Here is a 26,811-nt window from a genome sequence, read left to right as displayed (position 1 = left end):
AATAAAAAAGCGCGTTTTATACGCGCTTTTTTATTGGGGATTTAATTAAATTTTTCATAAGAATTAATAGTATTGTTATATGTGTACTAAATATATTAAAAGTATTGATGTTTAAGAATGAGAGTTAATTAACACTTTAATTAAAGTAGAACTATACATTCATCAAAAAGATTAAAAAAAAGCTGTTTTTTACAAAAAAAAAAGGTATCTTCAACACACAGGGATGTAGAGCTATTGCTCTAAGAATAAAATGAATAAGGCCGGTTAGGCCACCATTTAGACCAAGTGCTTATGTTAGAGATAGTTTTAGGCTCAGCATTGATGTATTACTTTGCGACAGAAGCCTTCGAAATAGAAAAAAAGCCGCCGGGAACTGTTTATTATACAGAGACTGCCGATTCACGTAATTTATCATTTCATCGAAATCACATTGAACCCGTAAAGATCAAACCTGCTGTAGAAGATCAGTTCCGTGGAATTGTTCGACAGGCCTATGACTATAGTTGTGGTTCCGCTGCTCTTACAACCTTATTAAATGGGTATGTTGGAACCAGTTTGACTGAACAACAGACGATGAGTGGCCTATTACAGTATGGCGAATATCAACGCATTATTGAGCGTCGAAGCTTCTCATTACTCGATATGAAACGTTTTGTCACAGCAATCGGTTTAGAGAGCGGTGGTTATCGTGGTGAGTTCTCTGATTTAGTAAAACTTGGACAACCTGCAATTGTTCCTATTTCTTATGCTGGGTTTAAACATTTTGTTGTATATAAAGCTTATAAAGACGGGCGAGTCTATGTGGCTGATCCTGCATTAGGCAATATCAGCTTCGATGAAAATCGTTTTAAAGAAATTTGGGATAATAATACTTTATTTGTTATTTCAGTCCCCGAATCTCAGCGTAAAGATCTATTGGCTTTAAAAGATGCAGATATGCGTCATGTAGAGGATGCAACCGTTAACAGATATGCTTTTGTTGACGTGCAATATCCGACATTTAATTATGATCGTTTAGCAAATAAAGCCTCAACCATGAGACGTGTGTTAGATAACGATAATCACTCTGCAACCTATGGACTACCAATAGAAACCTATATGCGTCTTTATTACAAACGTAAATAGTCAAATTTTAATTTAGTAAAATAAATAAATTGGGTGGGAAAAAACATGAATAATCGATGGATAAAGATGAGTGTATTGGCCTTAAGTATGAGTGCTATTACAGGGACAATTTATGCTGAGGATCAAGTACAACAAGGACAAGTAGGTGGATCGAGCCAAGATGTAAATACAGGTAGCACAGGAAGTTCTACATCTGTAGATACAACAAATTCGAATACAGCTATAGCAGAAAGCACAGTACGGTCGTCTGATACATCTGCAACGGATAATAGCCCGGTACCCGCGAATGAGGGCGGTGCACATCAAGCTGCAACTGCATTACAGAAAAAAGAAGGTGACGCAAGTCAAGAGACGAATTTACAAGAAGTATTTACTTCAAATGAGCGACAATATTCGTTAATTAAAAAAGGCGTCATCTCCTCTTATTATGACCTTGATTACACTTATTATCGTGATACACGAATTGACTTAGCTTTATCAGATAATTCATCTCAACTTAACCGTTTACGTGTCGAAGAAGATGCTAACCATACTTTGACAAATAGTTTTACGGTCCAGTATGGGGTTTTGGACAACTTAACTTTATCAGCAACGCTTCCTTTTGTTGCAAAATCTGAAATTATTCGTGATACGACTACTGCTGGGTTAGGGGATATTTCCCTTGGTGCTCGCTGGGAACCTTTCCCATTAAAACAAGGCCGATTACCATTGGTACTTTTTGGTAGTTTATCTTCTAAGACAGGGGATAGCCCATATGAAATTGGTTTAGATGAGCTATCAACAGGTAAAGGTTACTACTCAGCTGGTGTAGGCGCCAGTACTCGTAAATATATTGATCCAGTTGTTTTATTTGCTTCCGCATCTGCTAACTATGGTTTTAAAGAGTCTGGGTTAAATCAAGCCCGTGGTACACGTACATTAACCTCATTTGACCCTGGAATCAGTGGTGGTTTTTCTTTCGGTTTTGCTTACTCATTTAACTACGATGTATCTCTAACCATGTCATATCAGCAAAGCTTCAATATGAATGCTGAATTCCAGTTTGACAATGGTGACTCTTATACGTCTCCAGACCAAAGTAGTGCAATGTTATCTTTTGCTTTAGGTGTGCGTGTTTCACCTGAAACAATTGTTAATGGTACGGTAGGTATTGGTTTAACCGAAGATGCACCGGATATTTCACTTGGTTTATCGTTCCCGTTAGATATTTTAGGTTTTACTAAAAAACAAAAATAAGGAGATATGCAGGTGAAATATCCTAAATTATGTCCTTTAACGGCGGCAATTGTTATCTCCGGTTTTTCTAGCTTTGCCAATGCTCAATTAGGACAAAACCTAGCTGTTGATATTCGTTCACTATCGATGGGGAATGCTGTAACGGCAGATCCTCCGGGGATTAGTGCGGTTCATTTTAACCCAGCAGCACTAGCGAAGATTGATGGGTTACAAACAGATGTACAAGGTATTCTTGCAAACTTTGATATCCAGCGTGAGTTCTCAGCTCCTCCTGGGTACAACATTTTTGGTTATTCAGATGATCCTTTAGTTTGTAATGATGGACCAGAAATTTCTGCCAATATTTGTACAGATTTTAAAGATTCTGTACATGGTGATGTCGAGTATGCAAGCTTATATATCCCCATTCTTAAAAAAATGGTTGATTTAGGAGCCGGTTACCCACTTGTTGCTCCTACAGCAGGTATAGCTTATAAGCCACCAGGCTCAAAAGTAACCTTTGCAACGGCAATGTATGCGCCTTTAGTAGCAGGTTTTGGAGCGGAAAATGGCAATCCGGGTAACTATATGGGACAACAGGTTGCTGTAGAGCGTATTACGTATCTATCCCCATCTTTTGGTTATCAAGTAAATGATCATTTATCAATTGGTGCTTCGATTGGTATGTCGTATAACGCGATTGCTTTAAATACCGATTTACGTTTTCCTAATGAAATGATTGGTGTACTGCGTATGGTTGATGAAGTGGTATGTGCACCCTTCAAAGACAATAACGATATGATTACTGATCTGCTGCTATTGGGAATTTGTAATACGAAAGAAGGAATGAATCCATTTAATAAAATGGGGGCATTACAAGTTTCATTAGAACAATCATTAAGCCCTAGCTATAACTTGGGATTGCTTTGGGAGCCGACAGATGATTTTGGCTTTGGTATGGTATATCAAAGTGCTGCCAAGATGCGTCTCAAAGGCAAATACATGATTAATAATGCTAAAGCTCCTCAACAGTTGGTTCAGGGATTAAACTCATCGGCAACTGGGCAAATTTTAGCTGCCATTCTTGGATTACCTGGATATGTTCCTGACACTGAGTCTGGTTTAGTCGCGATGGATTTAGAGTATCCTGCACATTTTCAGGCAGGTATTAAATACAAAATATTTCCAGATTTACAATTAAACTTTGATGTTGGATGGACTGATTATTCTGCTTGGGATAAGTTTAAATTTGAATTTGATAGACAGATTACATTATTAAAGATTGCCAAACTTCTATCGAATGATGTGACTGATAACTCTTTAGCATTGCCATTAAAGTTTACTTCACCTTGGAGCTGGGGTATTGGTTTAGAGTATTCAGCAACTGATCGTTTGAAGTTACGAGCAGGTTATGAGCCGCGTGCTAGTGCTATTCCTAATGATAAGCGTAATACCATGGTGCCGATCAATAATGCGCAGTTATTCGGTTTAGGGGTAGGTTATCGTTTTGATGCTGATACAGATTTAGATCTTTCTGTCGGCTTCTTACGTAGTCGTGACAATATTCCAGCTTGTAGTAGTACTCTATCGAATAAGTGTGGTGTCGATAATATTTTATTAAACCCTTATTCAGGTTTAGATGTAAAAACGAATACAAAAGTCACAGTACTTGGTTTGAGTTATAGAACAAAATGGTAAAACAGTATAAACGGATGTTTAACCCTAATTTCGCTATCTTGACCTTATGTGTTGCGATAGCGAATGTTTCTGTTTCTTATGCAGACGGATTTTATACGATTATAGGTCCCGATGGTCGTCCTATGATTGTGCCTAGTAAAAGAGTTGACCAGAAAAAACAAACCTCCTCTAAAATAGAAGAAACACAACACCAAAATTCAACAACTAATACGATAGTTGTTCCCGCTCAAAAAGTGTTTAAAGAGGAAGCGCGCAATACAGATTCACCAAAAAGAGTAGAACAACAACCACAAAAGAAATTAAATTCTGCACCGACTGCACCGACTGCACCGACTGCACCGACTGCACCGACTGCACCGACTGCACCGACTGCACCGACTGCACCGACTGCACCGACTGCACCGACTGCACCGACTGCACCGACTGCACCGACTGCACCGACTGCACCGACTGCACCGACTGCACCGACTGCACCGACTGCACCCCAAAAAATTCAAACTGCTATTGTTGCTAATAAAGAATTAAAAACATCTACCGAGAAAACTAAATCTTTCGAAGGTGAAAAGGTTCAACCAGTCGCTAATAACGATTGGAAGAAAAAGCTTATTTTAGTTCCGCCACCAATAAAAAACACATCACAGGCAGCTCCATCAGCCGTCTCTACACAGGATAAATCTAAATTTACAACGATTGATAATGTTGAATATGTAAATAATGAGTATCTTGAAGATCAGGAATTTAATCTTGAAGGTAAAAAGCGTTTTTATCTTATGCCTGATGGCTTGGGACGAACTGAATCAATAGAGCGTAAAAAAGGTGTGAGTCGGTCAACTTTAGATCAGCTTTTTAATCGGCAGGCTAAAGATGAAGAGTCTACTGTTGTATTGGCTCCAACATATATGCGTTTATCTTCGCAAGAGTTAGAAGCAGCTTTTGAACAAGATAAATGTTTTATTAAAGGTTATAACAAACAAATTAAGACACTTAGTATAAATAAAGAAGTAAGTGTATGGCCTCGTAAGCCATTGAAAGAAAAATTTGAATATGAGGTAGTACAGTTAAACCCTTCTGTTCAGCATTTAAAACTTATGTCATTTGCTGCTAGTAATGAGAAGCCTCTATATTACTGGCCTTTAGTCATCTTTTTAGATAATAAGGGGTGCATTTTAGAAGGAGTTAGTGGGTTTAAGAGTAAATCTTATCCTTCTACGATGTTACAACATTCATCAATTCAAGGTGTTTTAAAAGTACCACCTTCAGCACATTACATGATGATGACACCTTTATCTTCTGCAGTGGATGTTGCAGAAAAAGAGTTAACAAATCAGGGACAAATTCAAATTTCCGTATTACGTTAAAAATAAGTAGGGTATCTAATGAATAAAAAAGTTTTATGGCCTTTTGCACTAACCACATTAGCGATTATGTTAAATGGTTGTGGTGGCGGTAGTTCCAATATTAGTGAAGATCCGAATTCTGGTACTAATAACGGAAATTTATCTTCAGGTAGTTGTACGCCAACAACGAGCGACACTGGTGCAGAAGATACAACTTGTTTGCAATTCGCTTTAGATTATCCGATAGCTGGTATTAATTTCGATTGTAGTTCAGCAACAAATTTTCATTATGCGACTAAACTTTCAGGAAATGCGGTAATTGGGTCGTGCAAAGTAGGAGATACAGCGCGTTTTTATATTCAAAGTAAAGATAATAAAAAGGTTTTCTTAGGAAACGTTAATCTGGATACGATTGGGAAGTTTACTGCCGTGAATGGTAGGACTAAAGTGATCAATCCGATATATCTAAGAGTGCTGGATTTAGCAAGTGGTATTACAGGTAAAACTCCAGCAACATTAGATAAAAATGATGAAACAATTAAAGTAGCGATTGCTTTAATAAAAATCTTTCAAAGTATTGGTGTGGAAAATGATGATAACCTGATTGGGGATATACAACCCACCCAACTTACAGATACAAAGAAAGATCAGCTTACTAAAATTTCTCAGAGCATAACAGCTACAGAATTAAAAAATGGTGCGTATGCAAATATTTTAAAACCTTGGTTAGATGTAGGACAAATTTCTGATGATGAAGCTTATAAGTTAGTTGTACAAACGACCAACTTAAGTAATGCTGGCATTTTTGAGTCATTCAATTTATTTACTAGTTCAAGTCCCATATTTCAAAACTATCAAGTTTTTTATGGATGTAATAGAACTACACAGGAAGAATGTTTTAATAACACAATTAACTTAAGACATTCAGCAGATGAGTTTTATTTATTATCAGACCGACAAGGTTATACATTAGGATATGGTTTGCAGTGGAAGGGTAATGCTATTGTAATAAACAATCAAGTACAAAACCCTTATTTGTTAACCTCAAAAGTTAAACCAGCTAGATTAAATGCAAATGCACAGAATACTTGGTTAAATCCTATTAGCCGTGAGATTCAGCCAACGACTCCACTTCGTTTAAGCGCTTCTGATAATCCGAATGAAGATTTACAGATTTATCAAGGTAAATTCTTTAATGATTATGGAGTGGCAGGAACAGAACCATTCTATAAATACTTAACAAAACTCAGTACAGGTAATCCGCAACATTATGGCCTCTGGCGTCAAAATGTTGATGGTGATAGCTACAATGGGATATTGAGTATTGTTAAAAGTAGTCCTATTAGTTATCTAGAGAGAAGGGTTTTCAAAACTTCTGGTAACGTAAAGGTGGGAGAGAATTATATTTTTCCTCTTTATGCGACTCTGACATTTAATTTTTCAGATAAGACGATTCAACCTTTAAATTTAGGTATTGTTATTGATGAACATGGGGATATTCGTACTGATATCAAACCTAATTCAACAACAAATGATATGTCAGGCCAATGTGCGACTGTGTCTGAAAATAGTTTAGTGGATAGTAATGGCGTACAACAATATCGAATTGGTACTACAGCGGCGACAGTTGATGATCCTTCAAATAGCCAACAGTCTGTTTACGTTCGTATGATTTTATCTAATCCGAAATTTGAGAATATTGATGGTGCGATGGTTGGGGTAACTTTTGTAGGCGTTTCTCCGGGACCTGCGAAATTGAATCTATTTAATTTATTAGCAAATAAGGTAGATAGTACGAGCATTGATTTCGATACTAATACTGCTTGGTTTAATCAACATGCGGCAGCTCAAGAAAGCTATAATACGCTTAAGGATGTGCCTGCTCCAACCGCTGCGGATAAAGCTTTGGCTCAACGTAAATTTGGTACTGTAACAATCAAACTAGCGGATCAATCTATTCCAGCTTGTAAAGCAATTAAAACTAAGTCTTAACATATTAAACAAATAAAAAGACCGCTTAGCGGTCTTTTTATTATCTAATTGATTAACCCGTATGATCTAAACGCGTACCCAAAGTTTCAAGATGTGTTGGGAAAACTTGTTTTTTACGGTCTTCAAAATAATGTCTTAATGTATGTTCAACACTAGGGAACGCAAGTTCACCCCATGGAATTTCATGTTCTTCAAACAGACGACTCTCAATGCTTTCTTCACCTGCACCAAAAATTCCATCTTTCAGCTGTGCTTTGAATAGTACATAAATTTGACCAATACGCGGAATATTGTACATACAATACAGTTGTTCTATTTCTATCTCGGCTTCTGCTTCTTCTCGAGTTTCGCGTGCTGCACCTTGCTCCATGGTTTCGAACAATTCCATATAGCCAGCAGGCAAAGTCCATAAACCATAACGAGGTTCAATCGCACGACGACAGAGTAATACTTTGTCTTCCCATAACGCTAAGGCACCGCAGATTACTTTGGGGTTTTCATAGTGAATATTTCCACAATGAGTACAAACACGGCGTACTTTATGATCACCTAAAGGAATTTTTTGTTCGGTTTTATGCCCACACGCTACACAGAAACTCATAATTATCATCGAGTATAGAGATGACTCAGCATAACTGAATTTTTAGACTTACGCATCAACTCTATTCCCTAAGTTTGATTTTCAGATATGATGCAAAGAGAGATAGAATAATAGGTGAATGGTATGGAAGAGCACTTGCTAACACAAAAGTTACAGCAAAGATTGCGCTTTTCCACCCGCATACAAGAAGCACAAGCAGCAGTACTGATTGCAATTACTAATGAAAATGATCCAAAGGTACTACTCACACGCCGTTCAATACATATGAACAACCATGCGGGGGAAGTTTCTTTTCCGGGTGGAAAGCGTGATCCTAGTGATACCAGTAATATTGTTGTAGCGTTAAGAGAAGCTCAGGAAGAGACAGCTTTAAACCCGTTCGATGTGCAGCTTTTAGGTGATTTACCAATGCAACGTGCAAGAAGTGGTTTGTCTGTAAAACCAATCGTTGGGCTTATTCCTCCTGAGGTCACTTTAATACCTCAGCCTACGGAAATTGATCGAATTTTCTTTGTCCCGTTACAGCAACTTATCGAGACGCGTCCAACACCCTATGAAGTTCGATATGCTCACCAGTCTTTATATTTTCCAAGCTTACAGATTGATAATGAAATCATTTGGGGTTTAACTGCTCGTATGTTAGTTGCTCTGTTTAAATATGGATTGGGTTATCAAAAAGATTGGCCATTTTTACTCAACTCGCCAACCTTTGGAATGCCAAAGTTTTCTCATAAGAATAAATGACCAGGATTGATAAATTATGATGTATAGCTATCAAGGACAGCACCCAAAAGCCTTACATGAGCCATGGGATGGTTGGGTTGCTCCAACAGCAACGCTCATTGGACAAGTAGAGTTAGGGCGTCAAGTCAGCATTTGGTTTGGAGCTGTAGTACGTGCCGATAACTGTATAGTTCGAATTGGTGATTTCTCTAATATTCAAGAAAATTCTGTATTGCATACCGATGCTGGACTTGAGCTAAATATTGGTGAATATGTCACAGTCGGACATAAAGTCATGCTGCATGGTTGTACAATTGGTGATAATAGTTTGATTGGTATGAACGCCGTAATTTTAAATCGGGCTGTGATTGGTAAAAACTGTATTATTGGTGCGAATGCCTTAATTCCTGAAGGGAAGGTGATTCCAGATAATTCAGTGGTGATGGGTTCACCTGGCAAAATTGTCAAAACTTTAGATGAAGATGGCGCTGCAAAAATACGTTTGAGTGCATTGCATTATGCTGAGCACTTTAAGAACTATGCAGATTTAAAAGAATTCCACTTTTAACTCTTTTTTAGCAAAATATTTTTATGCCAAGCACAAGCTTGGCATTTTTATTTAGAAAGAGAACAACTCGCCTATCAGAGCCGAGTGGGGTATCATAACCCTCGTTTTTAATCTGATTTAATACTAAGGTTGTGCATGAAATTGCTGGCGTTGGAAACTGCAAATGAGCAGTGTTCTATTTCATTAGTCGATGAAACCCAAGAACTGTTTTTTCAACTCGATACGCGGGCGAAAGCACAAACCCAGACCATTTTGCCCATGATTGAGCAGGGGCTACAGCAAACAGGTCTTGAGGTTGCTGGTCTAGATGCGATTGCCTTTAGCCGTGGGCCGGGTTCTTTTAGTGGTGTTCGCATTAATGCAGCTGTGACTCAGGCGTTGGCATGGTCACAAGATTTACCTGTTATTCCTGTTTCGAGTTTGCAAGCTTTAGCTCAAGCGGCATACCGACTTGAAGGTTTGAAACAAGTGACTGCGGTTCTCGATGCGCGTATGAACGAAGTTTACATTGCAAGTTATGTTCTAGATGAACATGGAATTATGCAATGTATTGATGAAGAAAAATTGATGGGCTACGAACCAGCTGCTGCTTACGCAAAACATTGCTTAATTGGTTCGGGCGCAAAGTTACTTCAAGCTGATGCAGATCATCAAACAATCACTGCAACTGCACAAGACATTGCTTCTATTGCACGTGTTTATGCAGCAGAAAAGCAGTGGGTTGATGCTGAACATGCTTTGCCAGTTTATTTACGTGATGATGCATGGAAAAAAATAGCAGATCAGGGTAAAGCAAAATAAAGGCGAATCATGCACATATATTTTGAAGTAGATTTTCAAGAACAAGCACAGCACTACCAGGCTGTGCTTTGTTCTAGAGGTGTGACTGTAGATTTACAGTTAGTTGAAAAACTGAATGCGCGTTTTCTGCGTTTAAATCCTGAGTTGGCACTTTGTGTGGATGAAAACGGGTTATGGTTATCTGCAAATGGCATGAAAATGCAGCCCGATTGGAAAGCCGAAATTTCCCGTTTAAAACGTGCAAGTCTTAAATCAGAAATGATTGCTCGGGCTTGTCAGTTAGGTGAAAAACCAATACTGGTTGATGCTACAGCAGGCTTAGGCCACGATAGTTTACTCATGGCTTATTTAGGCGCACAAATACAATTGGTTGAACGCCATCCAATTTTATTTACCTTACTTGAAGATGCAAAAGCACAAGCTGAACAAGACAGCTTTTTAAGCCAATTTATGGATCGGATTCAACTGATCTTTGCTGATTCTGCAAGTTATTTACAACAGTTACAGCAAACAGCTCAAATGGTTGATGTAGTTTATCTAGATCCGATGTTTCCACAGCGTGACCAGAATCACCAAGCCATCAAAAAACAAGCTCAGGTTAAAAAACAGATGCAGCTTTTACACCTACTTTTACCCGAAGATGGTGAAATGGATCTGGGGGATAATTTGCTTGTTTTGGCTCAGAAAGTTGCTAAACGTGTAGTCGTTAAACGACCGCGCCATGCTATTTTCTTGGCGAATCAAGAGCCAGCTCATCAATGGCAAGGAGATGCTTGTCGTTTTGATGCGTATTTTCAGTAGGCTTCTGTAAGGTTAGGTTTTATTGCTTGAATAATGCACAAATATATGTGATATAGTTCAAAAGCATGATTGCTAAAATTCTTAGCAGGCATACACTTAAGATGCCTGACAAAAACGAAATTTTTGAAAACCTTTTATGATTGATCTTAAACCCTCCATTAACTTTTGGCATGATTTTAAAAGCAACCAAATTGCCGGAATGTGGCTGTTTTTGGGATCAAGACGTTCTCTACAAATTGTACATCCATCTATTCTTCAGTTGATTGTTTGGGGAATTTTAGGGGGATGTACTAACTCTCTGTATAGTTGGCTTGTCGCTGGTCAAATCGGTGATTTCAATTCACAAGGTTTAATTGGTTATGCACTTTGGCCATTCATTGCCTTAATTGTCGGTATTTTCTTATCCCAGCGCACCAACCAACCTCGTTTAATGCTAGTACCTGCTTTACTGTGGTTGGTTCTAGATACAAATATCTTATTAATTCAATGTTTAATTCAGTATTTGGGTTCTAACGGTTATCTCAACTTTATTCCCGATGCTATTTATAACGGAATTTTACCGAGCTTATTTGTGGCTTTGTTTGTGTGGCAAAGTTTAGCGGTGATTTGGGTTTTCTCACGCGAACTTAAGTGGCCTTGGTGGGAACGTGCACTTGTCATGGTTGCGACTATTGCGACAATGGTCGTGTGGCAACTTTCTGTAAAAGATCAACCGATTTGGAAGGTCAAAGATTTGGCTCCAACATTTGCTGAAGATGCTTTTTACGCACAAAGTAAGTTGCTGAGCGATTCTTTAGAGCAAGTCCAATATGGCGAGCAGGCAAAAAGTCATTGGTATTTTTTAGGTGTTGCTGGCGATAGCTACCAAGATGTTTTTAAATCGGAAGTGGTCCGTATTAAAGAACAGTTTGATACACGTTTCGGAACGATTGGTCGTTCGATGATGTTGGTCAATAATCCAGACACCCGCACAGAAATTCCGATTGCCTCTAAAACCAGTATCGAGTTAGCCCTACGCCGCATGGGGCAGCAAATGAACCGTGATAGTGATGTTCTATTTCTATATATGACTTCACACGGTGAACAGAATCACTTTGAAATTGAAAATGCACCATTAGATTTAGGGCAAGTAGACCCGAAATGGCTGCGTGAAACACTTGATAAATCTGGTATTCGCTGGCGTGTGATTGTTATCTCAGCCTGCTATTCAGGAAGCTTTATTCCTGCTTTACAGTCTCCTGATACTTTAATTATTACCGCATCTGCCGCTGATAAAACTTCTTTTGGATGTAATAACGAAGCTGACTATACCTATTTTGGACGAGCTTTCTTTGATTTGGCTATGCGAGAGCAATCGTCGATGAAAGACTCGTTTAACACAGCTAAGCAAACAGTAACCAAATGGGAAGTGGCTCAAGGTGTTGAACCTTCAGAGCCTCAGTGGATGATCGGTAAAAATATGGAACTTATGCTACCTCAATTGGAAAAGTATCTATTTCCTCAGCAAAATACGGGTAGTGTAGATATTGCTCAAACAAAAACAGAGGCTAAAAACGATGCAACTCCTGCAAAAAAACCGCTGCTTTGAGGGCGAGCAGCGTATATACCAATTTGAATCTTCTTATTTAAAAGGACCAGCGAAGTTTGGTGTTTATTTACCACCAGCAGCTTTAGAAGGTAAAGCATGCTCAACTTTGTTTTACTTAGCTGGGTTAACGTGTACTGAAGAAACCTTTGCCATAAAAGCACATGCGCAACATATGGCAGCACAACTCAGCTTAATATTGATTACCCCAGACACTTCTCCTCGTGGAGAACAAGTCGCAGCAGGGGATCATTGGGATATTGGGCAAGGTGCGGGCTTTTATATTAATGCTACACAAGCACCGTGGTCTGAGCATTATCAAATGGAAAACTATTTAATTGATGAGTTATATCCACTCATTTTAAAAAGCTTTCCTGTAAACTCTCAACAAGTTGGTATCTTTGGACACTCAATGGGTGGCCACGGTGCATTAACTTTAGCGTTTAAATATCCTGAAAAGTTTAAGTCGGTATCTGCTTTTGCTCCGATCTGTGCACCAACAGAGTGTGCATGGGGAGACAAAGCCTTTAGTCATTATTTAGGTGCAGATCGCAATAGCTGGTTGGCTCATGATGCCACAGCTTTAGTCTCAAAAAATGGTGCAGTATTTGACGAAATTTTGGTTGATCAGGGATTAGATGACCAATTTTATGAACAACTTCACCCTGAAAAATTTAAGCAAGCATGTTTAAAAGCAGGACAGCCTTTAACTTTAAGACAACATGCTGGCTATGATCATGGTTATTACTTTATTCAAACCTTTATGGATGAGCATTTACAGTTCCATGCAATCCAATTAGAAAAGGTCGCTGGCTAATTAGTGTTGCCATTCAACCTGAAATTCTTGTTGAGCCATACGGTTTAGATGATCAAGCACCACTTTTTCTAAGTTGTTGTGGTCATCTAACTGGCTATCAATAGCAACGTTTAACTGCTCTGTTTCTGGTGCAAGCGTAATCGTTGCTGTAGGCATTAAGATTTTGAAATCTTGTTCAGTTTCTTGTACTTCAAACTTGTGCTTCCAATGATTAACTAGACGTTTTGCAATGCGTTTTCCATCGTTTGTTAATAGATGAGTTGTGCTTTTCATTATCAATCCTCACATTGGTTTAATGTACCTTAACAAATTCGTTTCGCCGTTAGCATTCTATTGTTGCAACGTTACGTTGCAAGTTTGAAATGTTGTCATTTAAGCAAGGAAGGGCAGGCCAAGTAGGTTCTTTTTTGTTATAATTTTCAGCCTCTCCTTAAATTTTTAGCCAGGTCATCCACCTATGTCCAAGCCTTACTTGATTGCTCCTTCTATTTTATCTGCCGATTTTGCTCGTTTAGGTGAAGATGTAGACAAAGTGTTAGCCGCAGGTGCCGATGTAGTACATTTTGATGTGATGGATAATCACTATGTTCCAAATTTAACTTTTGGTGCAGGTGTATGTAAGGCTTTAAAAAATTACGGGATTACAGCTCCTGTTGACGTGCATCTAATGGTATCTCCAGTTGACCGAATTATTGGAGACTTTTTGGAAGCTGGTGCAGATATTATTACTTTCCATCCAGAAGCATCGCACCACATCGATCGTTCATTACAGCTTATTAAGTCAGGTGGTGCTAAAGCTGGCTTAGTCTTTAACCCAGCAACGCCGTTGCACTATTTAGATTACGTGCTTGATAAAGTAGATCAAATTTTAATAATGAGTGTAAACCCAGGTTTTGGTGGACAAAAGTTCATTCCAATGACATTAGAAAAGTTGCGTGAAGCGCGCAAAATTATCGATGCAAGTGGCCGTGATATTCGTTTAGAAGTTGATGGTGGTGTTGGTCCTGCAAATATTCGTGAAATTGCAGAAGCGGGTGCAGATATGTTTGTTGCTGGTTCAGCTATTTTTGGTCAACCAGATTATAAAGTTGTAATTGATCAAATGCGTGCAGAGCTTGCGAAAGTGGGCAGTGTAGACGCTTAAAAAGTATATTGAACTGAGAATAAGCTTGTGGATAACTTTGTTTATAACTATATGGATAACTGTGTTGATAACCGTATGGATAAGATGTTGGTAAAATAAACAAAATTAGATCAACCGTTTATTCTCTAAGCGAAATGTATGAAAAAAGAACGTTTTGGCGTTCTTTTTTTATGCGTGTTGGATATTTTATTATCTGATTTTTTATTAAGCTTTACTAAAAAATGACCTGTGCAAAAAACGATACGGCTCTGTGTGGAAATTTTTTAGAGATAGATAAGTATAAAACTGTAAAAGTGTCATGAAAAATAAAGCTAAATTTGCTTTAATAAGATTTTAGTAAGAGATTTAGATAATTAATGACGATAAAAATTTTAGCGGTAGATATGGATGGGACTTTTCTTAATTCTAAGAAGCAGTACAACAAAGCACGTTTTTTAAAACAGTACGAACAACTTAAACAAAATAATATTCATTTCGTGGTTGCCAGTGGTAACCAACTTGCAAAGCTGATTACCTATTTTCCAGAAATTAGTCATGAAATTGCTTTTATTGCAGAAAATGGCGCGCATGTTGTAGATGCAGGGCAAGAAATAGCTTTTGCTCATTTAAGTCAGCAACAATATATTGAGATTTTAAAAGCGATTGACTCTTCATATACTTCAACCATGGTGATCTGCGGGAAACAGAGTGCTTATGTGCATAGCAGCATGAACGCAGAGGACTATGCCAAAGTCGCTCGATACTTTGAAAAGCTAACAGTTATTGATGATTTTTATGCACTAGATGACTTGGTGTGTAAAATTACTTTTACTGCTCAGGAAAATGAAAGCTTTGCGATTTTTGAACATTTTCAGAAAAAAAGTTTTGTTGCAGATAAAGTATTAGTTCCTGTTTCAAGTGGTTTTGGTTTTATCGATTTGATTCTTCCAGACCAGCATAAAGCACATGGTTTGAAGCTATTGCTACAAAAATGGCAGGTTGAATCTGATCAAGTGGTTGCGATTGGTGATAACAATAATGATATCCAGATGATCAAAGCTGTCGGCTATGGATTTGCGGTTGAAAATGCAGTTGAAGCTTTGAAAGCAGTAGCTCCTTATACAACTGTAAGTAATGAACATGAGGGTGCACTAGAAGTGATTGATTTAGTCCTTCAGCATCAATCACCATTTGCTTAATTACTTTAAAACAAACAGTTAAGATTGAAAATTGTATCTGTTTGAAAACTTGGTTATGCTAATGGGGTTAAGATTACTCATCGGCTTTAGGCGATAAACCACAATGGCTCTACAACACTTACGCAAGTATGCTTGGTTTGTGTTCCTAATGACTTTGGTCATTGGGTGGAGTGGTGTGTCTATTGCTCAGACGCCTATGCAGCATGATCTTCATACGATGCCGTGTCATAGTGAAAAAACTTCGCATAAGAATATGCATGTTCAAACAGATGATCAGACTGTATGTCATCAAAATATGACACAGTCTCTTAACTCACATGGTGAGCATTGTCAGGACTGTAACCCAATTCATTGTCAAATTGTGAATTTGGCATTACAGCAAGCTGTACCAGATATTGACTCGCAATTTATTCCAATCTCGTCTCAATTTAGCAGTATTTATCAGGCTCAGCATTTAGCCGGATACTGGCAAGAAATTTTACGTCCTCCAAAAGCTTAATCCTTTCTTACTTATTTTTTTAGTTCAAAGGATTAAAGCAATGTCTCATAAAACAATTAGCAGCCTCGTCGCTGTATTTGGTCTATTGGTTTCACCATGGACCCTCGCGGCAATTAAGGAATATCACCTTAATATTAATGAACAACAGGTCAATGTTACGGGTCAGCCGCTCAAACGAATTACCGTAAATGGAAAATTTACAGCACCACTTCTTGAGTTTGAAGAAGGAGATGAGGCTGTTATTCATGTTCATAACCAATTAAAGAATCAAGACACGTCTTTGCACTGGCATGGGTTATTACTGCCAGGGTTAATGGATGGCGTACCGGGTTTCAATGGTTTTAAAGGAATCGCTCCAAATGGAGATTTTGTTTACCGCTTTAAGGTGAAACAAAACGGCACGTATTGGTATCACGCTCATAGTAAAGGCCAAGAGCAAGATGGTTTATATGGCCCGCTCGTGATTTATCCAAAAGGGAAAATACCCGTAGCTGCACATGAAAAAACGGATCGTGATTATATGGTGATGCTTTCAGATTTTCATCATTCTTCTAGCGATAGCATTATGAAGAATTTGAAGAAATCTGCTGAGTATTATCAAAACCGCCGTGAAACCGTATCTGATGTTTTGAAGCAAGTTAAAACACAAGGCTTAAAAGCAACTTGGCAAGATCGTTCGATGTGGAATCAGATGCGGATGTTAAAAACCGATATGTCTGATGTGACGGGTTATACCTTCTTGGTTAATGGCAAGACACCTCAGCAAAACTGGACAGGTAATTTTAAAGCTGGCGATAAGGTTCGATTACGATTTATTAACGCATCGGCAATGTCATTTTTTGATGTCAGAATTCCAAATTTGAAAATGACAGTTGTAAGTGCAGATGGGCAGCCAGTTAAACCAGTTGCAATTGACGAGTTTCGTATTGGCACAGCCGAAACCTACGATGTCATTGTAGAACCTAAACAGCCAAATTATCAGATTGAAGCAGAGTCTATTGACCGCAGTGGTTTCGCTATCGGTACTTTGCACAATGAAAAGACGCAAGCTGTAGAGCCAGTTCAAATGCCGCAGCCACGTCCACGTTCTTTGCTAACCATGGATGATATGGGCATGAGTCATGGCAATGGGGCAAGTGATGAACATGCTGGCCATCAAATGAACATGCAACACGATATGTCGGCTATGCCTGAAATGAAAAAAGAAGAGAGCCAGACTAATCATGATCATACGATGATGAACATGAACATGAACATGAACATGAACATGAACATGAGCCATGACATGAAAAATATGTCATCTGAAAAACATGATCATTCTATGATGCAAATGAAGCATGACATGTCAGCGATGCCTGAAATGAAACATGATATGCAGGCAATGTCATCGAGTGAACATGACCATGCCATGATGAATATGAAGCATGAGATGCCTGCGCAATCTGAGAATAAGTCTAAAAAGGATGAGCCCGTTTATGGCTGGGCAAATGCTTCGACACCAGAGGGTATGAAGGCACTGCAATATAGCGATTTGCAATCTTTAACACCTCAGCCAGACACACGTGCGCCAGAACGAGAGCTTGTTATTCGTTTAGGCGGCAACATGGAGCGTTATATCTGGACCATTAATGGCAAGAAATTTAGCGAAGCTGAGCCATTGCAAGTTAAGTATGGCGAACGTATTCGTTTGAAGTTCGTGAATGACAGTATGATGGCTCATCCAATGCATTTGCATGGCATGTTCATGCAATTGGAAAATGGTCAGCAAGCTGAAAACTTGCCAAATAAACATACCGTTATTGTTCCACCAGGAAAGACAGTTACTGCGTTATTGACAGCCGATGCTTTAGGAGAGTGGGCGATTCATTGCCATCTGCTTTATCACATGAGTGCAGGGATGATGAATAAGTTGATTGTGGCTCAAGTGAATGATGGAGCAGTAGATGCATCTCAAGCACCTGTTCAATCTGAAAATGAAAAAGGAGCGAGTCATGCGCATCACTAAGTTATTTTCTCAAATGATATGTTGCGGTATTTTCTCTGGCGTATCGGTTCTTGCTTTGGCACAAGAACCCTTAACACATGATCATTTACGCGAACATGGTGGACAGATCTATCAGGCAATAAAAATTGATACTGGCTGGACTCAAAATGAAGAGGGAGAAGGCAGTTTTTCTTCTGAATTAGAAAGTTGGGTGGGAACTGATGAAAATAAATTGTTCATTAAAGCCCATGTTGAAAAAGCTGAGTCGGAAGATGCTAATTACGGCGGTTCAGTACTTTACAGTCGAAATGTAGCTGATTATTGGGATGTACAGGCTGGGGTAAACTACGAGCGTTTACAACGGGAAGATGAAAAGCAAGATCGCTGGGCAGGTGTAGTCGGTTTGCATGGCATGGCACCTTACTTTTTTGAAACCGATGCATATCTTTATGTAGGTGAAGATCAGCTATGGAAGCTAAGTTTAGAAACGGAAAGAGACTTACTCTTTACCCAAAAGCTAATTGGTAAGCCTTATTTAAAAGCAGATGTTGTTTTGCAAGATGAATCTCGCTATGCCAGTAAAACAGGTTTATCAAGTTTACAAGCTGGTTTTCAGAGCCGTTATGAAATCAACAAAAAGGTGATGCCATTTCTTGATGTGGGTTACGGCTATGAAAAAGGGTTAAAACAAACGGCTTGGCAAACTGGAACCGACTCTGAACATGGTTGGTATTATGGGGCAGGGTTAACACTTAAGTTTTAATTGCCGAACAAAAATTAAGCTTAATGACATGCCATTGGTTTATACTGATGGCATTGTTTTTTGTGTCAGTTATGGTGCACAGATGGCTTTAGAAAAACAAGAGAATCAAATACATTTAAATAAAACTAGCTCTAGCTGCGGCTGCTCAAGCATGCCGCCTCAGGAGTATTCTACACCTAGTGAAGCTGTGCCTAAAAACAGCCAATGGGTGAGTTATTATCATATTCCTCACATGGATTGTGCAGCTGAAGAGCAAATGGTACGGATGGCTTTGGCCTCTTACGCTGACGATATACAAGAGCTCCATTTTGACTTGCCAGCACGGCATTTGGCGATTTATCACAGTGTTCAAGCTGAAAAGATTACTCAAAGTCTGCAACGTTTAGGACTAGGGGCGGAATTACAACAAACGCAGCCACATTATGAACCTGTTGAAAAACCTAAAAAGGTTCGAGCTAGCTCTTCAACTAATGCCTCACAAAAGCAAGTTTTACAATGGCTGTTACTCATTAATGGCGTCATGTTTGTCATTGAGTTTATGGCAGGTATTATTGCTTCATCGACAGGATTAATCGCCGATTCACTCGATATGTTTGCCGATGCTGCAATTTATGGCATTGCTTTATTTGTGGTAGGTAAAAATCTAAATGCACAATTAAAGGCTGCCCATCTTTCAGGATGGTTCCAGTTTGGCTTAGCCATGATTGTGTTAATTGATGTATTACGCCGTTTTATTTACGGCAGTGAACCCGTTTCAATTCTCATGATTTTAATTGGTGGATTGGCTCTGGCAGCCAATATTAGTTGCCTTTATTTAATGAGAGACCATAAAGAGAGCGGGGCACATATGAAGGCGAGTTATATCTTTTCTGCAAACGATGTCATCGTAAACTTGGGTGTCATTGTTGCGGGAATATTAGTTGCCATTACAGGCTCTCCTTATCCTGATTTAATGATTGGATTAATTATTGTCTTGTTTGTTTTAAATGGCGCACGAAAAATTTTACAGTTAAAAAACGAATAGTATTTTCTAAGACAGGCAAGCTTTAGATAAGGTTTGCCTTCATTTTTTATTTTAAAGTAAACTGAGTCCTCTCATAAAGGAGGAACGACCTCCCCCATATTGGGTAATCATGTCGGGACGACCTGACACTATAAAAATTAGTGAATGTTATGGCTTGGGCTATTTTAATTTTAGCAGGTGTATTTGAAATCATTTGGGCATATTCTATGAAAATGTCCGAAGGTTTTACACGTTTAACCCCTAGTGTTATTACCGTAGTTTTTATGATTTTGAGCGTAATTCTACTTTCAATTTCAATGAAAACTTTACCCCTTGGCACTGCCTATACGGTTTGGACAGGAATTGGCGCAATCGGGTCATTTCTAGTCGGTATTTTCTTTCTTCATGAGCCTGTTGGCGCTATGCGAATGATTGCCGCTGTATTGATTGTGTCAGGTTTGGTTTTAATGAAAATTTCATCGCCTTCCTAAGAGAATAAAACTATGTTGTTATCTTATAAGTATATCAATTCGCCTGTTGGGCAATTAAAGCTGGTTGCGAATGAAAATGCTTTGGTGGCAATACTCTGGGACAATGAAAATCCAAAACGTGTTCGACTGGCCGAGCTAGTCGAACAACTTGAGCATCCAGTATTATTAAAGACAGAACAACAATTAAAAGAATATTTTGAAGGTAAACGCCGTGAGTTTACATTACCACTAGATTTCGAGGGCACTGCATTTCAAAAGCAGGTCTGGTCTGCTTTATTGACCATCCCTTATGGTGAAACAAGAAGTTATAAAGATATTGCTGTTCAAATTGGCAATGAAAAAGCGGTGAGAGCAGTTGGCGCGGCGAATGGCAAAAACCCGATTTCAATTATTGCACCTTGTCACCGAGTCATTGGTGCGGGTGGTGCTTTAGTTGGTTTTGCTGGTGGGCTTGATAAGAAAGACATTTTATTAAAACTAGAGCAACAATGAGCTGTTTTTGCGCTCGATTTTTTTAGACTTTTCTACTAAGCTGTCCACTATGATATTTCATGAAGAAAGTGCTTCATGGCATCGCTTTTTTTGAAATATTGATCTTATTCAACAAACTTTGGATGTTCTAAAAATGGCTGTCGGTGACGTAACAATGCCACAAATGCATGTGGTAAAAGGTGTAAAAATTGGCTCAACAGAAGCATATGTACGTTACCAAAACCGACGAGATTTAGTCATTTTTGAGTTTGCAGAAGGTTCAAATGTTGCAGGTGTATTTACTCAAAATGCATTTTGTGCAGCGCCTGTTCATGTTTCTAAAGCTCATCTTGCCGAAGGTAATCCTCGTTATTTAGTGATTAATACAGGTAATGCCAATGCAGGAACTGGACCTACGGGTTTGAAAAATGCTCAGGATACTTGTGCAAAATTGGCTGAGATTGCTGGGGTAAACAGTTTTGAAGTCCTTCCGTTTTCTACGGGGGTGATTGGTGAGCAGCTTCCGATGGAGCGTTTACTTGCTGGTCTTCAGCCAGCATTAAATAGCGTACAAGACGCGGCTTGGAATGATGCTGCATCTGGCATTATGACCACAGATACAGTACCTAAAGGTGCATCTGAACAATTTGAACTTGATGGCATTACTTATACCATGACAGGTATTAGTAAAGGCGCTGGAATGATTCGCCCGAACATGGCAACCATGTTGAGCTTTGTGGCAACCGATGCACCTATTAGCCGCGATTTAGTACAAAAGTTACTAAAAACCACGGTTGAGCATTCATTTAACCGTATTACGATTGATGGCGATACCTCAACAAATGACTCTTGTATTTTTGTAGCAACAGGTCAGGCGGGTGGCGCTGAAATTACATCAGACAGTGATGCACGCTACACTAAAGTGTTAGAAGTACTTGCTCGTGTAATGAATCGATTAGCACAGTTAATTGTTCGTGATGGTGAAGGCGCGACGAAGTTTATTACTGTGGCTGTAGAGGGTGGCGGTAACATTCAGGAGTGTTGTGACATTGCTTATAGCATTGCGCATTCACCACTCGTTAAAACTGCACTTTTTGCATCGGACCCGAACTGGGGACGTATTTTAGCTGCGATTGGCTATGCAGGAGTTAAAGACCTAGACGTGTCTAAAATTCAAGTGTGGTTAGACGACGTACAAATCTGTAAAGATGGCGGCGCAGCTGAGGACTATACCGAAGAAGCGGGCGCGCGCGTTATGTCTCAAACCGAAATCACCATTCGTGTTGATTTAGGACGTGGTCAGGCCAAAGACACGGTATATACCTGTGACTTATCTTACGACTATGTCAAAATTAATGCTGATTACCGTTCTTAAATATCAGTTATAATCAAGCCTCGACAAAGAGGCTTTTTTATTAGCCCCAACTTTTGATATTAAATGATTCAATCCGTAAATCATTTAAGCAGTAACGTTATATGCGAGCAGGTATGCCAGCATGAAGGATAGAGAAGACGTTTTATGAGTGATGCGACTTTAATTGCCAACGATGCAAAAAACATTGTACAAGCGCATTTAGACCGTTTAGGTGAGCCAAAAGACAATCGCTTAAGTGAAGAAGCAAAACAACAAAAGTTTGCACAGATCGAAGCAGAGCTCAAAAAACGTGATGCTGTCCTTGTTGCTCATTACTATTGCGACCCTGAAGTACAGGAGCTTGCCGAAAAAACAGGTGGATGCGTTTCTGACTCTTTAGAAATGGCCCGTTTCGGACGAGATCATGCTGCCTCAACACTCGTTGTGGCTGGTGTAAAGTTTATGGGAGAAACAGCAAAAATTCTGTCTCCTGAAAAAACAATTTTAATGCCGACACTTGAGGCAACCTGTTCACTTGATTTGGGCTGTCCTGTCGATGAGTTCACAGCATTTTGTGATCAGCACCCTGACCACACCGTAGTTGTTTATGCCAACACATCGGCTGCTGTTAAAGCACGTGCAGATTGGGTGGTGACTTCAAGCTGTGCTGTTGAAATTGTTGAACACCTAGATAGCTTGGGCGAAAAAATTATTTGGGCACCTGATCAGCACTTAGGTCGCTATATTCAAAAGAAAACTGGTGCAGATATGTTGCTTTGGGATGGTGCGTGTATTGTGCATGAAGAATTCCGTGCACGTGGTATTGCCAACATGAAAGCACTGTACCCAGATGCGGCTGTATTGGTACATCCAGAGTCACCAGAGTCGGTTGTAGACATTGCCGATGCGGTAGGTAGTACCTCTCAACTGATTAAAGCTGCGCAGACTTTGCCAAATGAAAGACTCATTGTGGCAACTGACCGCGGTATTTTCTACAAAATGCAGCAAGCGGTACCCAATAAGATTTTAGTTGAGGCACCAACAGCAGGTGAGGGTGCAACTTGTCGTTCATGTGCTCACTGTCCGTGGATGGCAATGAATGAACTCGATGGAATTTTAGAAGTTTTACAAAAAGGTGATCAGGAAATACACGTTGATCCAGCACTTGCTGAACGTGCCAAAATGCCTTTAGATCGAATGTTAGCCTTTAGTGCATCGTTAAAGCGTTAAAAAACTTCAAAATGCTTGTTAAATATACATTTGATAAGGATTTTTAACTTTTTTTGACAATAGGTGTTGACGTCTGAGGGCGTCGCGCCTAGAATGCACACCGTACCGCACGATGTGCGATACAGCAAAAGCTGAGATAGATCGGAGCATAGCACAGCCTGGTAGTGCACCTGGTTTGGGACCAGGGGGTCGTAGGTTCGAATCCTACTGCTCCGACCACTTAAAATAATATTTTAAGATCGGCGAAGTATCGCATGATAAGCATCATCGGTTAAGCGCCTGTAGCTCAGTTGGATAGAGCATCCGCCTTCTAAGCGGATGGTCACAGGTTCGAATCCTGTCAGGCGCGCCATTTGGTAGCTTGGTACATAGAACTTATTTGATGGTGGATGTAGCTCAGTTGGTAGAGCCCTGGATTGTGATTCCAGTTGTCGCGGGTTCGAATCCCGTCATTCACCCCAATTTCGGAGCATAGCACAGCCTGGTAGTGCACCTGGTTTGGGACCAGGGGGTCGTAGGTTCGAATCCTACTGCTCCGACCATATTTAAAAGCGTTCAGGCTTTGAAAATATCCCAAATATTAAAAAGAATTTCTTCTAGTCTTACAGATTGAAGGAATTTTTTTGTTTTTATATATTTAAATTTTAATTTATACACACTCCAATATTTGAACTTATTTATATAAGCTCTGTTCTCTGTTCTCTGTTCTCTGTTCTCTGTTCTCTGTTCTCTGTTCTCTGTTCTCTGTTCTCTGTTCTCTGTTCTCTGTTCTCTGTTCTCTGTTCTCTGTTCTCTGTTCTCTGTTCTCTGTTCTCTGTTCTCTGTTCTCTGTTATTGATATTTCTGCCTTAACTCATCTTTTTCTTGATCTGACAAAAATGCGATTTTAAGACCATTTTCTTGAGCTGTATAAATTTGCTCAGGGCTTAAACCAGCTAAAGGGGCAGCAGTTAAATATTCATGTTGTATCTCAATACCTTCTACCGCAGGGTCATCTGTATTAATGGTGGCAAGTACACCATGTTCTAAAAAAGTCTTTAATGGGTGCTCTGCTAAAGAAGGCACTGTATTGGTTTGAATGTTTGAGGTGAGACAAGACTCAATACCAATCTGATGTTTAGCCAAATAATCTAAAAGTTTTAAATCTTGAACTGCTTTAACGCCATGTCCAATTCGTTCGGCACCTAATTCTTCAATAGCTTGCCAAATACTTTCTGGGCCGGCAGCTTCACCTGCATGTACCGTAATGTGCCAACCTGCATCACGCGCTTTTTTAAAGTGATCAATAAATAAATTGCCCGGAAAACCAAGCTCATCTCCAGCAAGATCCAACGCTTTGATATTATTTTTATGGGCGAGTAGGGCATTTAATTCTTTTTCGCAAGCGTCCTGACCAAAAGTACGGCTCATAATGCCAATTAAATTCGCTTTTACCCCGTAAGCTTGGCTGCCTTCTTTTACACCAGCAATAACCGCTTCAACAACGCCTTCAAGTGGAAGTTGATGTGTCATTCCCATATAACCCGGTGAAAAACGTAACTCTACATAGTCTAGGCCTTGTTGTGCTGCATCTTGCATGTTTTCAAAAGCAATACGTTTGCAGGCATCTAGGCTCGCTAATACTTTTACACCCCAATCGAGCTTAGATAAAAAACTTAATAAGTCTGGTTGGTTATCCATCACTTGTACATGTGGTCGTAAAGATTCAATGTCGTAGGCAGGCAAATCTAAATGGTATTTTTGCCCCAATTCTAAAATGGTTTGAATACGGATGTTGCCATCAAGGTGGCGGTGTATATCTGTAAGCGGAAGCGTTTTTGTAATCATAGATTTCTTCTTATCTGTTCGTCTTAATTCATCATGCCTGTTTAGAGCTGCTGATAAAAGTTTGGATTTGCTATGTTTTTGTGAAAAGCGTTGAGTTGAGTTTTTTGAACTTACTATATTTGTATAAGTTTTAATTTTGATGACATTGTTCTGGCCTAAGAAGATAACGCAGTCTGTGTAAGATACAAGCACCAAGATTTTTATTGTTTTTAATTTCGCTGAGCCTTTTTTTGTTGACTCTTCAAGAGTGGAATGGCTGAAGAATGGTCATTGGTATTTTGGCTTTTACTTGTAAATATGAATAAAGGCTTGCTAAAGACCAAACCGATAAAGCGATTAATTTATCTGTAGAAATCTATTTCTGGCAAGTAAATGAAAAAGAAGAAATAGGAAGCACTCAAATGAAGTCGGTACTTTGTCATCAAGCAACATTACAAGTAGTGGATCAACCGAACTTAACACCTGCAAAAGGGCAGGTTTTATTAGAAGTGGTGCGATGTGGCATCTGTGGTTCAGATTTACATATGCAGCACCACTGCGACCACATGCATGATCTGGCTGCACGTGTCGGGTTTAATGGTTTAGCCAAGTCTACAGATCCGTTTGTATTGGGACATGAGTTTTGCGGTAAGGTTTTAGACTACGGCCCAAAAACACGTCATAAATTTAAAGCAGATACACTCGTTTGTGCAATGCCGCTTTTGAATGTAGATCAGCATGGTTATTTGTCGACAGGGCTTTCTCCAAATGCTTCGGGCGGTTATGCTGAGCAAGTATTGGCTCAATCAAGCTTGATGTTTGAAGTACCTAATGGCTTAGATGCAGATAGTGCTACCATGACTGAACCTATGGCTGTTGCATTGCATGCCGTTCGCCGTAGCCGTGTGAAAACCAGTGAACCTGCGATTGTAATTGGCTGCGGACCTGTTGGGCTAGGTGTCATTTTAATGCTTAAAGCAGCTGGGGTTAAAACTGTGGTTGCCAGCGACTTTTCACCAAACCGCCGTAAGCTTGCCGAGCAATGTGGTGCAGATATTGTGGTAGACCCCAAAGAGACATCGCCATTTGCCAACTGGAAAGAGTTTGGTTTACTTGGCAATGTTTCGGATGCTATTAACATGGGCATGGGGCTGTTTGATAAGTTACAAGCGACACGCTTACCTTGGTGGCATGGATGGCGCATGATTGATAAATTGGGTGCTCTGCCAAAACGTCCTGTTATTTTTGAGTGTGTGGGCGTACCGGGTGTTTTACAGCAAATTATTGAAGGTGCACCTTTGTTTTCCCGAATTGTTGGGGTGGGTGTGTGCATGCAAAGTGACAAAATAGAACCCGCACTTGCAATTAATAAAGAGTTAGAAATTCAGTTTGTGTTGGGTTATACACCGCTTGAGTTTCGAGATGCGCTACACATGATTGCAGAAGGTAAAGTGAACTGCTCACCGCTGATTACAGGTGTTGTTGGCCTAGAAGGTGTTACGAGTGCATTTGAAGCGTTACGTGACCCTGAACAGCATGCCAAAATTTTGATTGACCCGAAACGTAGTGGTTCAGATATTCAATTGATGAGTCATTAATTCAAAGTCATTTGCGCTTAACTAAAA

General features: G+C 39.4%; 25 protein-coding genes and 4 tRNA genes. 26 read left to right on the top strand and 3 right to left on the bottom strand.

Annotation, left to right across the window (positions count from 1 at the left end):
• The first annotated feature begins 291 nt into the window (after positions 1-291).
• The 5 genes from filB to filF are packed head-to-tail and all read left to right on the top strand — an operon-like array spanning position 292 to position 7,367.
• Positions 292-1,125, top strand: a complete 834-nt coding sequence (filB, locus tag K6I41_RS15900; protein ID WP_045437505.1) for a putative pilus system C39 family peptidase FilB — start codon at positions 292-294, stop codon at positions 1,123-1,125.
• 45 nt (positions 1,126-1,170) lie between these two features.
• Positions 1,171-2,361, top strand: a complete 1,191-nt coding sequence (gene filC / locus K6I41_RS15895) for a putative pilus system protein FilC (protein WP_250374772.1) — start codon at positions 1,171-1,173, stop codon at positions 2,359-2,361.
• 12 nt (positions 2,362-2,373) lie between these two features.
• The gene (gene filD, locus K6I41_RS15890) at positions 2,374-4,038 is read left to right on the top strand and encodes a putative pilus system OmpP1/FadL family transporter FilD (protein ID WP_151989500.1); all 1,665 of its coding nucleotides are present in this window, start codon (positions 2,374-2,376) and stop codon (positions 4,036-4,038) included.
• Positions 4,032-5,396, top strand: coding sequence for a putative pilus assembly protein FilE (gene filE / locus K6I41_RS15885; RefSeq protein ID WP_250374771.1), 1,365 nt, complete (start codon positions 4,032-4,034; stop codon positions 5,394-5,396). Before filD ends, filE begins: the two co-directional genes overlap by 7 nt.
• Positions 5,397-5,414: 18 nt before the next feature.
• The gene (filF, locus tag K6I41_RS15880; RefSeq protein WP_250374770.1) at positions 5,415-7,367 is read left to right on the top strand and encodes a putative pilus system protein FilF; all 1,953 of its coding nucleotides are present in this window, start codon (positions 5,415-5,417) and stop codon (positions 7,365-7,367) included.
• Positions 7,368-7,419: 52 nt separating this feature from the next.
• Here filF and K6I41_RS15875 read toward each other — a convergent pair whose 3' ends face one another.
• Complete coding sequence (locus K6I41_RS15875) at positions 7,420-7,968, bottom strand: NUDIX hydrolase (protein ID WP_002115876.1); 549 nt, start codon at positions 7,966-7,968, stop codon at positions 7,420-7,422.
• Positions 7,969-8,082: 114 nt separating this feature from the next.
• On the opposite strand from K6I41_RS15875, the gene K6I41_RS15870 reads away from it, so the two are divergent.
• The 6 genes from K6I41_RS15870 to fghA all read left to right on the top strand — a co-directional run bounded on the left by K6I41_RS15870 (position 8,083) and on the right by fghA (position 13,263).
• A complete protein-coding gene (locus K6I41_RS15870) occupies positions 8,083-8,712 on the top strand; it encodes a CoA pyrophosphatase (protein ID WP_085942204.1) in 630 nt (209 codons plus the stop codon).
• 19 nt (positions 8,713-8,731) lie between these two features.
• The gene (locus tag K6I41_RS15865) at positions 8,732-9,259 is read left to right on the top strand and encodes a gamma carbonic anhydrase family protein (protein ID WP_151989121.1); all 528 of its coding nucleotides are present in this window, start codon (positions 8,732-8,734) and stop codon (positions 9,257-9,259) included.
• A 135-nt stretch (positions 9,260-9,394) separates the two neighbouring features.
• Positions 9,395-10,060: a tRNA (adenosine(37)-N6)-threonylcarbamoyltransferase complex dimerization subunit type 1 TsaB gene (gene tsaB / locus K6I41_RS15860; protein WP_192455590.1), complete on the top strand. Its 666-nt coding sequence runs from the start codon at positions 9,395-9,397 to the stop codon at positions 10,058-10,060.
• A gap of 9 nt (positions 10,061-10,069) precedes the next feature.
• A complete protein-coding gene (locus tag K6I41_RS15855) occupies positions 10,070-10,861 on the top strand; it encodes a class I SAM-dependent methyltransferase (RefSeq protein ID WP_198307527.1) in 792 nt (263 codons plus the stop codon).
• 136 nt (positions 10,862-10,997) lie between these two features.
• A complete protein-coding gene (locus K6I41_RS15850) occupies positions 10,998-12,449 on the top strand; it encodes a C13 family peptidase (protein ID WP_250374769.1) in 1,452 nt (483 codons plus the stop codon).
• On the top strand, positions 12,418-13,263 hold the full coding sequence (gene fghA / locus K6I41_RS15845) for an S-formylglutathione hydrolase (RefSeq protein WP_250374768.1): 846 nt from the start codon (positions 12,418-12,420) through the stop codon (positions 13,261-13,263). Before K6I41_RS15850 ends, fghA begins: the two co-directional genes overlap by 32 nt.
• Here the strand turns inward: fghA and K6I41_RS15840 are convergent, their stop codons facing one another.
• Positions 13,264-13,536 (bottom strand): DUF2218 domain-containing protein, encoded by a 273-nt coding sequence (locus tag K6I41_RS15840; protein WP_250374767.1) that lies wholly within the window; start codon positions 13,534-13,536, stop codon positions 13,264-13,266. It lies immediately after the preceding gene.
• A 184-nt stretch (positions 13,537-13,720) separates the two neighbouring features.
• Here K6I41_RS15840 and rpe point away from each other — a divergent pair, with 184 nt between their 5' ends.
• From rpe to K6I41_RS15770, 14 genes are all read left to right on the top strand, one after another.
• On the top strand, positions 13,721-14,407 hold the full coding sequence (rpe, locus tag K6I41_RS15835) for a ribulose-phosphate 3-epimerase (protein WP_004794447.1): 687 nt from the start codon (positions 13,721-13,723) through the stop codon (positions 14,405-14,407).
• A gap of 356 nt (positions 14,408-14,763) precedes the next feature.
• On the top strand, positions 14,764-15,585 hold the full coding sequence (locus tag K6I41_RS15830) for a Cof-type HAD-IIB family hydrolase (RefSeq protein ID WP_250374766.1): 822 nt from the start codon (positions 14,764-14,766) through the stop codon (positions 15,583-15,585).
• Between the two features lie 103 nt (positions 15,586-15,688).
• On the top strand, positions 15,689-16,084 hold the full coding sequence (locus tag K6I41_RS15825) for a hypothetical protein (protein WP_250374765.1): 396 nt from the start codon (positions 15,689-15,691) through the stop codon (positions 16,082-16,084).
• Between the two features lie 40 nt (positions 16,085-16,124).
• Positions 16,125-18,089, top strand: a complete 1,965-nt coding sequence (locus K6I41_RS15820; RefSeq protein WP_250374764.1) for a multicopper oxidase domain-containing protein — start codon at positions 16,125-16,127, stop codon at positions 18,087-18,089.
• Positions 18,076-18,831 (top strand): copper resistance protein B, encoded by a 756-nt coding sequence (locus K6I41_RS15815; protein WP_250374763.1) that lies wholly within the window; start codon positions 18,076-18,078, stop codon positions 18,829-18,831. The genes K6I41_RS15820 and K6I41_RS15815 overlap by 14 nt, the downstream gene beginning before the upstream one ends.
• 28 nt (positions 18,832-18,859) lie before the next feature.
• Positions 18,860-19,855, top strand: a complete 996-nt coding sequence (locus tag K6I41_RS15810) for a cation efflux transmembrane domain-containing protein (RefSeq protein WP_250374762.1) — start codon at positions 18,860-18,862, stop codon at positions 19,853-19,855.
• A gap of 149 nt (positions 19,856-20,004) precedes the next feature.
• Positions 20,005-20,325, top strand: a complete 321-nt coding sequence (locus tag K6I41_RS15805) for a DMT family transporter (protein ID WP_004794435.1) — start codon at positions 20,005-20,007, stop codon at positions 20,323-20,325.
• Positions 20,326-20,337: 12 nt separating this feature from the next.
• Positions 20,338-20,817, top strand: a complete 480-nt coding sequence (locus K6I41_RS15800) for a methylated-DNA--[protein]-cysteine S-methyltransferase (RefSeq protein ID WP_016139173.1) — start codon at positions 20,338-20,340, stop codon at positions 20,815-20,817.
• Between the two features lie 133 nt (positions 20,818-20,950).
• On the top strand, positions 20,951-22,171 hold the full coding sequence (argJ, locus tag K6I41_RS15795; protein ID WP_151767462.1) for a bifunctional glutamate N-acetyltransferase/amino-acid acetyltransferase ArgJ: 1,221 nt from the start codon (positions 20,951-20,953) through the stop codon (positions 22,169-22,171).
• A 144-nt stretch (positions 22,172-22,315) separates the two neighbouring features.
• Positions 22,316-23,380, top strand: a complete 1,065-nt coding sequence (gene nadA, locus K6I41_RS15790) for a quinolinate synthase NadA (RefSeq protein ID WP_004794428.1) — start codon at positions 22,316-22,318, stop codon at positions 23,378-23,380.
• Positions 23,381-23,522: 142 nt separating this feature from the next.
• Positions 23,523-23,599: transfer RNA gene (locus tag K6I41_RS15785), tRNA-Pro, on the top strand.
• 56 nt (positions 23,600-23,655) lie between these two features.
• A tRNA-Arg gene (locus K6I41_RS15780) sits at positions 23,656-23,732 on the top strand.
• 33 nt (positions 23,733-23,765) lie between these two features.
• A tRNA-His gene (locus K6I41_RS15775) sits at positions 23,766-23,841 on the top strand.
• 4 nt (positions 23,842-23,845) lie between these two features.
• A tRNA-Pro gene (locus K6I41_RS15770) sits at positions 23,846-23,922 on the top strand.
• Between the two features lie 289 nt (positions 23,923-24,211).
• On the opposite strand, the gene add is transcribed toward K6I41_RS15770, so the two are convergent.
• Positions 24,212-25,207: an adenosine deaminase gene (add, locus tag K6I41_RS15765; protein WP_191108695.1), complete on the bottom strand. Its 996-nt coding sequence runs from the start codon at positions 25,205-25,207 to the stop codon at positions 24,212-24,214.
• A gap of 401 nt (positions 25,208-25,608) precedes the next feature.
• Between add and K6I41_RS15760 the strand changes: the two genes are divergently transcribed.
• On the top strand, positions 25,609-26,784 hold the full coding sequence (locus tag K6I41_RS15760; RefSeq protein ID WP_250374761.1) for a zinc-binding dehydrogenase: 1,176 nt from the start codon (positions 25,609-25,611) through the stop codon (positions 26,782-26,784).
• Positions 26,785-26,811: the final 27 nt, after the last annotated feature.

It is taken from the genome of Acinetobacter sp. AS23, from assembly GCF_023612055.1.
GTDB classification, from domain to species: domain Bacteria; phylum Pseudomonadota; class Gammaproteobacteria; order Pseudomonadales; family Moraxellaceae; genus Acinetobacter; species Acinetobacter oleivorans.
The sequence above is the reverse complement of the archived record's forward strand: the minus strand, read 5'-3'. Positions and strand labels throughout refer to the sequence as shown.

Excerpts from the sequence above, each read along its gene's own strand:
- filB (WP_045437505.1), top strand. The coding sequence starts at position 292 with ATGTTAGAGATAGTTTTAGGCTCAGCATTGATGTATTACTTTGCGACA.
- filC (WP_250374772.1), top strand. The coding sequence starts at position 1,171 with ATGAATAATCGATGGATAAAGATGAGTGTATTGGCCTTAAGTATGAGT.
- filE (WP_250374771.1), top strand. The coding sequence starts at position 4,032 with ATGGTAAAACAGTATAAACGGATGTTTAACCCTAATTTCGCTATCTTG.
- filF (WP_250374770.1), top strand. The coding sequence starts at position 5,415 with ATGAATAAAAAAGTTTTATGGCCTTTTGCACTAACCACATTAGCGATT.
- K6I41_RS15875 (WP_002115876.1), bottom strand. The coding sequence starts at position 7,968 with ATGAGTTTCTGTGTAGCGTGTGGGCATAAAACCGAACAAAAAATTCCT.
- K6I41_RS15865 (WP_151989121.1), top strand. The coding sequence starts at position 8,732 with ATGTATAGCTATCAAGGACAGCACCCAAAAGCCTTACATGAGCCATGG.
- tsaB (WP_192455590.1), top strand. The coding sequence starts at position 9,395 with ATGAAATTGCTGGCGTTGGAAACTGCAAATGAGCAGTGTTCTATTTCA.
- K6I41_RS15855 (WP_198307527.1), top strand. The coding sequence starts at position 10,070 with ATGCACATATATTTTGAAGTAGATTTTCAAGAACAAGCACAGCACTAC.
- K6I41_RS15850 (WP_250374769.1), top strand. The coding sequence starts at position 10,998 with ATGATTGATCTTAAACCCTCCATTAACTTTTGGCATGATTTTAAAAGC.
- fghA (WP_250374768.1), top strand. The coding sequence starts at position 12,418 with ATGCAACTCCTGCAAAAAAACCGCTGCTTTGAGGGCGAGCAGCGTATA.
- K6I41_RS15840 (WP_250374767.1), bottom strand. The coding sequence starts at position 13,536 with ATGAAAAGCACAACTCATCTATTAACAAACGATGGAAAACGCATTGCA.
- rpe (WP_004794447.1), top strand. The coding sequence starts at position 13,721 with ATGTCCAAGCCTTACTTGATTGCTCCTTCTATTTTATCTGCCGATTTT.
- K6I41_RS15830 (WP_250374766.1), top strand. The coding sequence starts at position 14,764 with ATGACGATAAAAATTTTAGCGGTAGATATGGATGGGACTTTTCTTAAT.
- K6I41_RS15825 (WP_250374765.1), top strand. The coding sequence starts at position 15,689 with ATGGCTCTACAACACTTACGCAAGTATGCTTGGTTTGTGTTCCTAATG.
- K6I41_RS15820 (WP_250374764.1), top strand. The coding sequence starts at position 16,125 with ATGTCTCATAAAACAATTAGCAGCCTCGTCGCTGTATTTGGTCTATTG.
- K6I41_RS15815 (WP_250374763.1), top strand. The coding sequence starts at position 18,076 with ATGCGCATCACTAAGTTATTTTCTCAAATGATATGTTGCGGTATTTTC.
- K6I41_RS15810 (WP_250374762.1), top strand. The coding sequence starts at position 18,860 with ATGCCATTGGTTTATACTGATGGCATTGTTTTTTGTGTCAGTTATGGT.
- K6I41_RS15805 (WP_004794435.1), top strand. The coding sequence starts at position 20,005 with ATGGCTTGGGCTATTTTAATTTTAGCAGGTGTATTTGAAATCATTTGG.
- K6I41_RS15800 (WP_016139173.1), top strand. The coding sequence starts at position 20,338 with ATGTTGTTATCTTATAAGTATATCAATTCGCCTGTTGGGCAATTAAAG.
- argJ (WP_151767462.1), top strand. The coding sequence starts at position 20,951 with ATGGCTGTCGGTGACGTAACAATGCCACAAATGCATGTGGTAAAAGGT.
- nadA (WP_004794428.1), top strand. The coding sequence starts at position 22,316 with ATGAGTGATGCGACTTTAATTGCCAACGATGCAAAAAACATTGTACAA.
- add (WP_191108695.1), bottom strand. The coding sequence starts at position 25,207 with ATGATTACAAAAACGCTTCCGCTTACAGATATACACCGCCACCTTGAT.
- K6I41_RS15760 (WP_250374761.1), top strand. The coding sequence starts at position 25,609 with ATGAAGTCGGTACTTTGTCATCAAGCAACATTACAAGTAGTGGATCAA.